The organism is Plesiomonas sp. ISS29, assembly GCF_056522795.1.
The window spans coordinates 710,630-722,737 of the sequence record NZ_JAWRZQ010000001.1 but is presented as its reverse complement, the minus strand read 5'-3'; the positions used below and the strand labels follow the sequence as shown (position 1 = coordinate 722,737).

Here is a 12,108-nt window from a genome sequence, read left to right as displayed (position 1 = left end):
CAAGTTTACCTGCCTGCGGGCGTGAGCCACTTCACAAGGTACACAATTAAAGTGTGAACATTATTACAGAAGAATCGCAATTTTGCTGCCACATATCGATCTCAATATGATCTTTGCGGCATGCTGGACGAATTCTCTGCTTATTTTGCTGATCAATTATACAACCAACTTAATATAGAAGGATATTAATTCCTTCCTTGCACCAAAATAGTGCAATCATTCACCATGTTAGTGCATTAATGCAAGCTTGAACACCACAGTTTGACATGGCATGCTGCTGTTTCACAGGGAATATCACGAACCATAAAAGTTGGCATGCTTCTCGCTTAGTAGATATCGAAGGCACGAAGCGGCCTAGGTTTCAGATATAAATGAGCAACAAATCAGGTATACATTAGCGGTACGCAACCCATACAAATTTGAATGCGTACACTAAAAATCCACGACAACACCATGATTGCGACAACATCGGAGGTTACACCATGTCAGCTGAACACGTATTAGCACTGCTGCAAGAACACGAAGTGAAATTCGTTGATCTGCGCTTTACTGACACCAAGGGCAAGGAACAGCACGTATCAATTCCAGCACATCAAGTGAATGCTGACTTCTTTGAAGAAGGCAAAATGTTTGATGGCTCTTCTATCGAAGGCTGGAAAGGCATTAACGAATCAGACATGGTTCTGATGCCTGATCCGACTACCGCAGTTATGGATCCATTCACTGATGACAGCACGCTGATTGTACGTTGCGACATCCTCGAGCCGGGTACAATGCAAGGCTATGACCGCGATCCGCGCTCTATCTCTAAGCGTGCAGAGGATTTTCTGCGCTCTACCGGCATTGCTGACACGGTTCTGTTCGGGCCAGAGCCTGAATTCTTTGTGTTTGATGATGTGCGCTTTAGCACCGGCATTTCCGGCTCTTTCTTTAAGCTTGATGATATCGAAGCGGCATGGAATACCGGCACTGAGTACGAAGGCGGCAACAAAGGCCATCGTCCGGCGGTCAAAGGCGGTTACTTCCCGGTTGCACCGGTTGATTCATCACAAAACCTGCGCTCTGCAATGTGTCTGGTGATGGAAGAGATGGGCTTAGTGGTTGAAGCACACCACCACGAAGTGGCCACTGCAGGCCAAAACGAAGTGGCAACCCGCTTCAACACCATGACCATTAAAGCAGATGAAACCCAAATTTATAAGTATGTGGTTCACAACGTTGCGCATGCTTACAATAAAACCGCAACTTTCATGCCAAAACCACTGTTCGGTGATAACGGTTCAGGTATGCACTGCCACCAGTCTCTGGCAAAAAATGGCGTAAACCTGTTCTCAGGTGATAAGTATGCTGGCCTGTCTGAAATGGCACTGTACTACATCGGCGGTATCATCAAGCACGCGAAAGCTATCAACGCCTTTGCTAACCCAACCACCAACTCCTACAAGCGTTTGGTGCCGGGTTATGAAGCACCGGTCATGCTGGCTTACTCTGCCCGTAACCGCTCGGCTTCTATCCGTATTCCGGTGGTTGCCAGCCCGAAAGCACGCCGTATTGAAGTGCGCTTCCCAGATCCAGCAGCTAACCCATACTTGGCATTTGCTGCCCAGCTGATGGCTGGCCTTGATGGCATCATCAACAAAATTCACCCTGGCGATGCCATGGACAAGAACCTGTACGATCTGCCACCAGAAGAAGCCGCTGAGATCCCAACTGTTGCCGGTTCACTGGAAGAAGCAATGCAGGCTCTGAACGAAAACCGCGAGTTCTTAACCCGTGGTGGTGTATTTACCGACGAATTTATCGATTCTTATATTGAGTTGAAACGCGCGGATATCGACCGTGTGCGCATGATGCCGCATCCGGTTGAATTTGAAATGTACTACAGCGTTTAAGTTTTTCTTGCCGCTAAACTTACGTTTAGCCTATCGAAAAACCCAACACTGGCGGAAATTTCACCGCTCATGCGTGTAACAACTCCTTTTGTTGCCGTGGAAACTTTCAGCCCGCCTCACAAGCGGGCTTTTTTACGCTTGCGGTGACTGGCGGGAAGTGATGACACTATGTGGCTTAGCGTTTAGCATAGTCACTAAGTGCGGTAATCTAAAACACCCTTTTTTGATTTGCGGAGAACTTGTCATGCGCCTGTTTTGTCTGACATTGCTGCTATTAAGCGCACCGGTGCTGGCCAGTGAAGCCCGATTGATCTGTTCGTGGACCGACGCCCGTGGTACTACGCACTTTAGCACCACCAAAACCAAAGGGGCGACCTGCAAAGAGATCTCACCAAGTGCGCCGATAAAATATGACTCCGGTAAACTGCCGAGCGATAAACTGCCCAACCGAGCCTCAATAGCCAGCAGCAGCGCAGCCAGTGTGCCACGCGCACGCCCACAGGCCGTCAGCAACTTAACCACCCAGATTGCGATTTTATCGCCAATTGATGAGCAGACCGTGCGCAATAACAGCGGCGATATTGATGTCACCGTGATGGTGGTACCAAAATTAACCGAAAGCCAGACGGTACAGCTGCTGCTTGATGGTAGCCCGAGCGGCTCACCAACCCGCAGTATCCAACAACAGCTGAAAAATATTGACCGTGGATCACATCAGGTCAGCGCACAGCTGCTTGATAAGGGCCAAGTAGTGGCCACCGCACCAGCGGTAACTCTTTATCTGCACCGTGCCAGCATTCTCAACCGTGAAGCGCTGAATCCGCCGATTGCACCGAAATAATGGCCGGTGATCGGTTAGATATCATTGCCCATGTAGTATATAGCGGGTGGTTCAGTATCACCTTTCGCACAATGTCACCACCCGCGTAATCGTGGGCTTTCGCGCACCGAAGGTGGGTTCATAGCACCCAATAACCGTGCGCACTTTTTTGGTGCAAAAGGGGTATCCGCCTACTAGAAGGTGCGTGTACACTGGCTTTATTTGCTGTCGGACGTATTACGATAAGGCGCGGTATGCTGCACTATTCCCACCTGCTGCTTAATAATCTTAAAACCAGTGTCCTGCTGCTTGATGATGATTTAACCATTCAGTTTGCCAATTTGGCCGCCGAACAGCTGCTGGCGCACAGCACCCGCAAGCTCAATGGCCTACCGCTGGCATCACTGTTTAGCCATATCTCGCTTGATCTGACGCTGATGCAGCACACGCTCGACAGCCAGCAAAGTTTTACCGACAACGAAGTGATGCTGGTGATTGACGGGCGTGCCCACACGCTGGCCCTGACTGCCCAACCGCTGATCACACCCGAGAGTTCGACAATTTTGGTTGAGCTACACCCACTCGATACCCACCGGAAAATCAGCCAAGAGCAGCTGCATCAGGCACAGCAAATTGCCGCGCGCGATTTGGTGCGCGGGCTAGCGCACGAGATCAAAAACCCGCTGGGCGGATTACGCGGTGCAGCTCAACTGCTGGAAAAAGCGCTGCCCAACCCCGAGCTTACCGAATACACCCAGATAATCATCGCACAGGCCGATCGGCTACGAAATTTGGTCGATCGTCTGCTCGGGCCGCAACGGCCCGGCGTGCGCATGGAACAAAACCTGCATGTGGTGCTTGAGCGAGTCCGGCAGTTAGTCGAGCTAGAAAAACCGGAACAAATTCGCCTGATCCGTGACTATGACCCGAGCCTGCCTGAGTTTGAACATGATGCCGAACAACTCGAACAGGCTATCTTAAATATTGTACGCAACGCGCTGCAGGCACTCGGTGAGCAGGCTGGCAGCATTACTCTACGCACCCGCACCGCATTTCAGCAGATGCTGCACGGTGAACGCTACCGGCTGGTAGTGCGGCTCGATATTATTGATACCGGATCAGGTATTCCGGCCCATCTGCAAGATACGCTCTTTTACCCGATGGTCAGCGGACGTGAGGGCGGTACTGGGCTGGGGCTGTCTATTGCGCGCAATTTGATCGATCAGCATCAGGGTAAAATAGAGTGCAGCAGCTGGCCCGGACACACCGAATTCTCGGTGTATCTGCCGCTGCGCAAGTAATCGGTAAATTCAGGCTAGGTTGATGAGGCAAAACATGAGTAAAGGACGCGTCTGGGTTGTAGATGATGACAGTGCCATCCGCTGGGTGTTGGATAAAGCGCTCTCAGGCAGCGGGATCAGCTGTGAAACCTTCGATGATGCGCAGCAAGTGCTGCACGCCCTCACCACTCGCCGCCCTGATGTGCTGATCTCTGACATCCGGATGCCGGGGATCGACGGCCTGACACTGCTCAGCCAACTGCACACGCAACAGCCTGACCTTCCGGTCATCATTATGACCGCACATTCCGATTTAGATGCAGCAGTCAGCGCCTATCAGCGCGGCGCGTTTGACTATCTGCCCAAACCGTTTGATATTGATGATGCGGTCAATCTAACCGAACGGGCCATTTTACACAGCCGCGAGCTGCGCCGGACACAACCCGATATTGCCCCGCCCCCCGATCCGCAAAGCCCGGCGATTATTGGTGAAGCGCCTGCCATGCAGGAGGTCTTTCGTGCTATAGGCAGGCTGTCGCGCTCCTCTATCAGCGTGCTAATTAATGGTGAGTCGGGCACCGGCAAAGAGCTGATTGCCCACGCCCTGCACAGGCACAGCCCGCGTGCAGGTGCGCCATTTATCGCCCTCAATATGGCGGCCATCCCCAAAGATCTGATTGAATCAGAGCTGTTCGGGCATGAAAAAGGGGCATTTACCGGTGCCAATACAGTGCGTCAGGGGCGCTTTGAGCAGGCCAATGGCGGCACACTGTTTTTAGATGAGATAGGTGATATGCCGGTTGATGTACAAACCCGCCTGCTGCGCGTTCTGGCTGAAGGGCAATTTTACCGGGTTGGCGGGCATCAGGCGGTTAACGTTGATGTACGTATTATTGCTGCCACCCACCAGAATCTGGAACGGCATGTGCAGCAAGGGCTGTTTCGGGAAGATCTGTATCACCGCCTGAATGTGATTAAAATTTTGCTACCGGCCCTGCGTGAACGAATACAAGATATTGCGGTATTAGCACAGCATTTTTTGCAGCTGGCGGCCCGTGAACTGGGTGTAGAGGTGAAAACATTGCACCCTGCGGCGCTGCAAATCATGGGCGCTTTTCGCTGGCCGGGTAATGTGCGCCAGCTAGAGAATATCTGCCGAGGCCTAACCGTCATGGCGGCGGGAAAAGAGATCTTGGTAGCAGATTTACCTGAGGAGTTGCGTGCTCCAGCACCTGACCTGCAAGCATCCGGCCACGCTATTGAGTGGCAACAACAACTGCAACGCTGGGCAATGCAACGCCTACAGCAGGGCGAGCAGGCACTACTGACCCATGCGCAGCCTGAGTTTGAACGCACCTTACTGCTCACCGCGTTACAGCACACCCAAGGGCATAAGCAGGAAGCCGCACGTCTGCTAGGATGGGGGCGTAATACGCTGACCCGTAAACTCAAAGAGTTTGATCTAGATTCCGATTACTAACATAGCAGTGGCCACGTACAGCCAAACAAAATTTGGCGGTGCACGCACTCCAACTGCCTAAAACAGAATGGTACTTTTATATTTTGATGTGATTTTTGTCACATAAAAAAAGCAACAAAACTAGGTAATTTACAGCCCGATGCCTATACTCTCACACCATATTATTATGGGGAATGCAGCATGATCGCACGTGATTTACCGTTGACCGATTTACACCGCCACCTTGATGGCAATATCCGCCCTGAAACTATCTTGGCATTAGGTCAGCAGCACGGTATCGCGCTACCCGCAGACAATCTCAGCGCACTGTTACCCCATGTCAGAATTACCGATAATGCCCCGACACTAGTCAGCTTCCTGCAAAAGCTCGATTGGGGTGTTGCAGTACTTGCCGATCTGGATGCTTGCCGCCGCGTGGCGTATGAAAATATGCAAGATGCCGACAATGCCGGATTAGACTACACCGAACTGCGTTTTTCGCCGTATTACATGGCGATGAAGCACAATCTGCCGCTGCAAGGGGTGGTTGAGGCGGTGGCCGACGGTATTGCGCTTGGCCGCAAAGATTTTACCGTACAGGCTAACTTAATCGGTATTTTGAGCCGTACATTCGGCACGGTAGCTTGTCAACAAGAGCTGGGCGCACTGCTGGCTTGTCATCAGGATCTGGTTGCCATTGATCTGGCCGGTGATGAACTTGGCCAGCCCGGTGAGCTGTTTGTTCCGCATTTTCGTCAGGTGCGTGATGCAGGATTGCATGTCACCGTACATGCCGGTGAAGCGGCTGGCGCGGCCAGTATGTGGCAGGCAATTCATGAACTCGGTGCCGAGCGTATCGGGCACGGAGTAAAAGCCATTGAAGACCCGCGACTGATGAATTATCTGGCCGAACATCAAATTGGCATTGAGTCGGCGCTAACCTCAAACGTGCAAACCACCACAGTCAGTGCACTTAGCACGCATCCGCTGAAAACGTTTTTGGAACACGGTATTCTGGCCAGCATAAATACCGATGATCCGGCCGTTGAAGGCATTGAAATTCGCCACGAATACAATGTTGCAGCACCAGCAGCAGGCCTTTCACCAGCACAAATCCGCCAAGCACAAGAAAATGGTATGACACAAGCCTTTTTAAGCGCAGGGGATAAAGCCGCATTGCGTGCTAGCGCGCGGGCGCGCAGCATGTAATTTATCTGATGGGTACTTAACGTACTCATGCTCCTAAATATTAGCAAACACGAACACAAGTAAACCGGTATATAAGCACGTAGCAATGCATCAACATACTCACTGTGTGGCCTGTAAACAGGCCACCGTGCTGCCGACTATCACGCCAAAAAACTCAGTGTAAACCACCCAAATAACCGGCTAACGCACTGATCTCTTTGTCTGTCAGCGATGCCGCAATCTGACGCATCATGCTATTTGGGTCATTTTGCCGCTGTCCGGCACGAAACGCGTTAAGTTGTGCGATAATGTAATCAGCATGTTGGCCCGATATTTTCGGGAAGCCCGAAAGATCGGTACCATTACCCCGTGGACCATGGCAGGCAACACACGCCGGAATGCCGCGTTGTTTATCACCTGCCATATACAGCTGCTTACCGAGCTCTACGCTGTCTTTACGGGTATAAGCGGGTGCAGAGGTCTGCTGTGAGAACCATGCAGCCAAATTTTCCAGATCTTGCTCTGACAGTGTGGCTACTTGCCCCTGCATAATCGGGTTAGCACGCCCCTGCTGAGCATTAGTATGCGCAGCTAACTGGAATTCTTTTAGCTGCTTGAGCAGATATTTGTTATGTTGTCCGGCCAATTTAGGGTTGGCAGTGATGGTGCTATTCCCATCGGCATTGTGGCAAGCAACACAAGCCGCAGAAGCAATTTTTTTACCCGCTTCCGCATCTCCCTGTGCCTGCGCCATACCGCTAACACCTAGCATCATTGACATCACGAGCGCAAATTTTTTCATGGCGTTCCATTTAGCTATATGATTGTTGTTATGCCGATAACGGATAATCCTGTCCGTTACAGTAAGGGGATAATTTCACGCTAGCCCCTGAATTATTACAACAGATATTTTACACATTTTCACATAAAAGAAATCAGTGCACCACATTTGACTAGGGTGGAGATCGTTCCGTGGCTCAATTTAATTATCATGTTACACATTTTGTCACCAGTGCTCCGGATATCCGTCACCTTCCGATGGATAATGCAATTGAAGTTGCCTTTGCTGGCCGCTCAAACGCCGGAAAATCCAGCGCGCTAAATACATTAACCAATCAAAAAAGTCTGGCTCGTACCAGTAAAACGCCAGGCCGTACCCAACTGATCAACTTGTTCGAAGTGGCAGAACAAGCGCGTTTAGTCGATTTACCCGGTTACGGTTATGCACAAGTGCCTGAAGAGATGAAGCTGAAGTGGCAGCGGGCGCTGGGTGAATATCTGCAAAAACGCGAATGTTTGCGTGGTCTAGTGGTGCTAATGGATATCCGTCATCCACTCAAAGATCTGGATCAGCAAATGGTGCAGTGGGCCGTTGAAGCGGGAAAACCTGTGCTCATTTTGCTGACCAAAGCCGACAAACTGGCCAGTGGCGCACGTAAAAACCAGGTAAAAATGGTGCGTGATGCGGTTGTCTCTTTTGGTGGTGATATTCAGGTTGAAGCGTTCTCATCACTGAAAAAATTCGGTGTTGACCTGCTACGCATTAAGCTTGATAGCTGGTTTACCCATGAAATTGATGCGTTAAACGCACAACTTGCAGCAGCAGACGAAGAGTAATCTTCACACGCGTTTTTGTGAGTGTTAAATAACGTAAAAATGCCGCCGGATGCAAGTGCATCACGGCGGCATTTTTTTATCTGTTAAATCACCCGCGAGAACTGCTGACGACGCGCCTGCTGACGCAGGTAAGTATCAAAACACATGCAGATGTTGCGGATCAGCAAATGACCACGCGGCATCACGGTAATGCCCTCATCGCTCAGAGCCACTAACCCATCGGCGGCTAACGGGGCAAGCAGTGCCAAATCTTCTGCAAAGTGCTTTTTAAAATCAATCGGGTACTGCGCTTCTATCTCGGCAAACGAAAGCTGGAAATTACAGATCAGCGCTTTGATCACATCGCGGCGCAAGCAGTCTTCATCGCTCATCCGCAAGCCTTTATTCAGCGCATTTCCCTGTTCGGTAACTTGAGCATAGTAGTGTTTAAGCTCACGCTGATTTTGTGCATAGTGATCGCCAATCATGCTGATGGCCGATACGCCCATGCCGAGCAGATCGCACTCTGCTTGCGTGGTGTACCCCTGAAAATTACGGTGCAACTGGCCCTGACGCTGGGCAACGGCCAGCTCATCTTGCGGACGGGCAAAGTGGTCCATGCCGATAAACTGATAACCCGCCCCACAGAGCGTTTCAATCGTCTCTTGCAAGATGGCCAATTTCTGCGCTGGGGCAGGCAAATCTTCATCACGGATTTTACGCTGGGCCGGAAAACGTGAAGGCAGGTGCGCATAATTAAACACACTCAGGCGATCAGGATTCAACTCAATGACCTTTTGCAGGGTAAACGCAAAGCTTTCCGGTGTCTGCTTTGGCAGGCCGTAAATCAAGTCAATATTGGTTGAGGCAAACCCAAGCTGGCGGGCGCGGGCAATCAGAGCAAAGATAAAATCTTCATCCTGTTCACGATTAACCAACTGCTGAACTTCTTTGTTGAAATCCTGCACCCCCATGCTCATGCGATTAAAGCCTTCGGCACGCAGGTGATCGAGCATATCTAGCTCAATTTCACGCGGATCAAGTTCAATGCTGATCTCGGCATCGGCACGCACATTAAAATGGGTACGCAGCAGATGAATCAAACGGCTGACTTGGGTTTTGCTCAGAAATGTCGGCGTGCCGCCGCCCCAGTGAATCTGTGAAACCTGACGATCCGTAAACAGGGCAGCGCGCTGAATAATCTCTTGTTCCAGCACATCAAGGTAGTGATCTGCCTTGTGCACATGGCGGGTGATCACTTTATTACAACCACAGAAATAGCAGAGCTTGTGGCAAAAAGGAATGTGGATATACAGTGATAACGGGCGCTCAGGGTAACGAGCCACCGCTTGCCTGAAATCGCTCTCTTGATAACCTTCATGAAATTCAAGCGCCGTAGGATACGACGTATACCGCGGGCCAGAGTAGTTATACTTCTGGATTAACGCCAGATCCCACTCGGTGGGGTTATTCACGATCACAGACATGCTCATTCCTTCCAATTCACCGCAGCTTAAACTGCTTTTATTTCGGTAATGCAGAACACCACGCAAGCAGAGTGGGAAGCTCATCTTCGATCTCTGTTTGCAGGCGGCTCTCCGCCAGCTCGCGTTCCAGATCCCATTTCATAATTTGATTGCGTTTGTAATTTTTGCGGGCTTCATGTGTTGGCATGGCAGCGACAGCCTCAAACAGAGCCTGCATTGCCGGAAAATGGGTAGATAATTGCGGGGTATCTGCCTGATTAACCGCCTCAAGCAGAGGGTGCAGGCGCAACACGCCTTCCGATAAATTACACTGCCCAGACTGCATTGCCAATGCGATGGTCTGAATACTGTCGGCCAGTGTCTTATTACGTTGCTGTTGCCGATGGTGCTGTGCTTGCCGCTGTTGCCACAGCTTGCCCAGTAACCAGCCCGCGTATAAGGCCAATGGCAGCAGCATCATCACTGCTGCCAATACTAATCCCTGTTGCCACAGCATCAGAATGACTTCGGATCACTGTTGTTAAAACGCTCCCACAAATCTTCCGGATCACTGCTTTTTACCGGTGCAGGCGTTTCAGATTCTTCCTCTTCTTCATCAGACAAGCCAAGCAGTTGCATCAACTCATCAACACGATCAAGGCTGCTGTCGATGTAGTTTTGCTCTTCTTCGCTGACGCTTTCACCGCTATCTACACGGTCTAACAACAGGTGCAGACGCTCATCGGCTTCTAACTGTGCCAGTTCAAGTTCTGGAGCCAGCGTCTCTTTTTCTACCGGCTTAACAGCGGCCGCTTTTTTCGGCTGGCGGTTTACAAATTCAACCATCAGTGGCACCGGCTTTTTACTGCCGATACGCGGGTCTTTATCCGCACGTTTATCTGCCTGACGTGAAGCCCCTTCTGGATTCTGACGTGCGCCTGAGGTCAAACCTTTACGCTTTTTCAGACGTTTTTGATCACGTGACATTTGATCAAGTTCAGCACGGCTTTTTTTCGGTTTTGATGAATCAAGTTTAACGCCACCTGGCGCTTTACGGGTTTTCTTTTCGCGGGTCATATCAACACCATTGTGATGCGGGATCAGTAGGCCATATTATGCCAGTGTTTACGTTCAGAAATAGAACATTCTAGGCTTTCGGCCCTGCAAATGAACAAAAAGCGGGAAAATCGCACCGGTTAACACATTTATAGCCGCTCTGTAGCACATTTAGCCGCCAAAAAACCGATTTTCAACCAGTATAGCGCACCCGATAACCTACCGCTGTGGCAGTATCCTGCGGCTATATTCTGTATCACATATTGCTAGGTCGCTCTCTATGTTGTGCTTTTATGTGCCAAAACAGAGCAGAAATATTAGGGATGATTGACAAAAAAATTGACACAAAAAGTTGGCAAAAAAGTGTGCGAACACGGGCGGGCATTTACATGCAGAGATTAATAGCAGATGGAAACAAAGTCCCCATCGTACGATGGGGCAACGGGAGAGAAATAGGAGATTTTTATCGTTATGAGTTTAGGATCTTCGATCCTGCGTGGTTTCGCAAGATATTTATGCAAGATCAGGCACTACATCATACAAGTTGCGCTAGCTCTAAGGTTTTAATTTTAATCGGCTCAATGGGTTATCAAATAACGCTGGATTAACATTTCACTTTGTCATTAATAATTAGTTTCGCAGAAATAAATAAGTCAGACAATGTTGTTTTTTTATAACAACATATACGCCCGTTACTGCATAACGGTTTAGGCAATAACAACAAGAAAAAACAGCGTAGAAATCGCTAAAAAACAGACGTTTTTCCCGATCACTGGCCGAAAAAAACCATAAAAAAAGCCAGCAAACGCTGGCCTGAAAATACAGTAGAGTCATTGTCTGTTTTCCCTGCATACAACCAAGGCAAACACAGCACAATTAAGATAAATAAGAAGAGCCTGCTCATTATATCGACTCTCTCCTTAAATTAAAGTAATTACTCTAATTTAAACGCGAAAATCAGTGAACCACATCGCACAATTATCATTGTTTATCTTTTAAAAGAGTAAGTTAAGGTGAAAAACTCGCAATACAGGAAGAAAAAACAATAACAAGGCCGGAAAACGGCAAATAAGCAGAGTTATCCGGAAAAGTCAGTTAGGACGGTAAATGCGGGTATCAAATAAAAGCAGTACAAAAAAGGGGAAAAAAAGAGAAAAAAACAGCGTTTTATTTTGAAGTATTCCGGATAAAAGAACGCCCCAGTCATAACGACTGGGGCGGCTAAAAATTCAGCCAAATCCGATTACGTGAAGTAAAAGGTCTGAAAGATAGAACATCTTACCTCTGTACCCTACGTGGTAAACTGTACAGCAATTCAACGGCGCAGGTAAAGTGCTTTCTGTAGTTTACT

Annotated in this window: 12 protein-coding genes; 6 read left to right on the top strand and 6 right to left on the bottom strand. The window is 49.5% G+C overall.

Annotation, left to right across the window (positions count from 1 at the left end):
- Positions 1-482 precede the first annotated feature (482 nt).
- From glnA to add, 5 genes are all read left to right on the top strand, one after another.
- On the top strand, positions 483-1,892 hold the full coding sequence (gene glnA / locus AC1HDJ_RS03130; RefSeq protein ID WP_479533292.1) for a glutamate--ammonia ligase: 1,410 nt from the start codon (positions 483-485) through the stop codon (positions 1,890-1,892).
- Between the two features lie 244 nt (positions 1,893-2,136).
- Positions 2,137-2,733 carry a hypothetical protein gene (locus tag AC1HDJ_RS03125; RefSeq protein WP_479533290.1) on the top strand — a complete coding sequence of 199 codons (597 nt, stop codon included), beginning with the start codon at positions 2,137-2,139 and terminating at the stop codon, positions 2,731-2,733.
- Positions 2,734-2,954: 221 nt separating this feature from the next.
- Complete coding sequence (gene glnL / locus AC1HDJ_RS03120; protein WP_479536978.1) at positions 2,955-4,013, top strand: nitrogen regulation protein NR(II); 1,059 nt, start codon at positions 2,955-2,957, stop codon at positions 4,011-4,013.
- Positions 4,014-4,047: 34 nt separating this feature from the next.
- A complete protein-coding gene (gene glnG, locus AC1HDJ_RS03115) occupies positions 4,048-5,472 on the top strand; it encodes a nitrogen regulation protein NR(I) (RefSeq protein WP_479533288.1) in 1,425 nt (474 codons plus the stop codon).
- Between the two features lie 180 nt (positions 5,473-5,652).
- Positions 5,653-6,660 carry an adenosine deaminase gene (add, locus tag AC1HDJ_RS03110; RefSeq protein ID WP_479533286.1) on the top strand — a complete coding sequence of 336 codons (1,008 nt, stop codon included), beginning with the start codon at positions 5,653-5,655 and terminating at the stop codon, positions 6,658-6,660.
- A 154-nt stretch (positions 6,661-6,814) separates the two neighbouring features.
- Here the strand turns inward: add and AC1HDJ_RS03105 are convergent, their stop codons facing one another.
- The gene (locus AC1HDJ_RS03105; RefSeq protein WP_479533284.1) at positions 6,815-7,441 is read right to left on the bottom strand and encodes a c-type cytochrome; all 627 of its coding nucleotides are present in this window, start codon (positions 7,439-7,441) and stop codon (positions 6,815-6,817) included.
- A gap of 170 nt (positions 7,442-7,611) precedes the next feature.
- Here AC1HDJ_RS03105 and yihA point away from each other — a divergent pair, with 170 nt between their 5' ends.
- Positions 7,612-8,256 (top strand): ribosome biogenesis GTP-binding protein YihA/YsxC, encoded by a 645-nt coding sequence (gene yihA, locus AC1HDJ_RS03100; protein WP_479533282.1) that lies wholly within the window; start codon positions 7,612-7,614, stop codon positions 8,254-8,256.
- Positions 8,257-8,339: 83 nt separating this feature from the next.
- Here the strand turns inward: yihA and hemN are convergent, their stop codons facing one another.
- The 5 genes from hemN to spfP form a co-directional block, all read right to left on the bottom strand.
- Positions 8,340-9,722, bottom strand: a complete 1,383-nt coding sequence (hemN, locus tag AC1HDJ_RS03095) for an oxygen-independent coproporphyrinogen III oxidase (protein WP_479533280.1) — start codon at positions 9,720-9,722, stop codon at positions 8,340-8,342.
- A gap of 37 nt (positions 9,723-9,759) precedes the next feature.
- Positions 9,760-10,218 (bottom strand): DUF2489 domain-containing protein, encoded by a 459-nt coding sequence (locus AC1HDJ_RS03090; protein WP_479533278.1) that lies wholly within the window; start codon positions 10,216-10,218, stop codon positions 9,760-9,762.
- The gene (gene yihI / locus AC1HDJ_RS03085) at positions 10,218-10,778 is read right to left on the bottom strand and encodes a Der GTPase-activating protein YihI (RefSeq protein ID WP_479533276.1); all 561 of its coding nucleotides are present in this window, start codon (positions 10,776-10,778) and stop codon (positions 10,218-10,220) included. Before yihI ends, AC1HDJ_RS03090 begins: the two co-directional genes overlap by 1 nt.
- Before the next feature lie 748 nt (positions 10,779-11,526).
- Positions 11,527-11,661 (bottom strand): hypothetical protein, encoded by a 135-nt coding sequence (locus AC1HDJ_RS03080; protein ID WP_479537914.1) that lies wholly within the window; start codon positions 11,659-11,661, stop codon positions 11,527-11,529.
- Between the two features lie 325 nt (positions 11,662-11,986).
- Positions 11,987-12,034 carry a small protein SpfP gene (spfP, locus tag AC1HDJ_RS03075; RefSeq protein ID WP_071892919.1) on the bottom strand — a complete coding sequence of 16 codons (48 nt, stop codon included), beginning with the start codon at positions 12,032-12,034 and terminating at the stop codon, positions 11,987-11,989.
- Between the last annotated feature and the right edge of the window lie 74 nt (positions 12,035-12,108).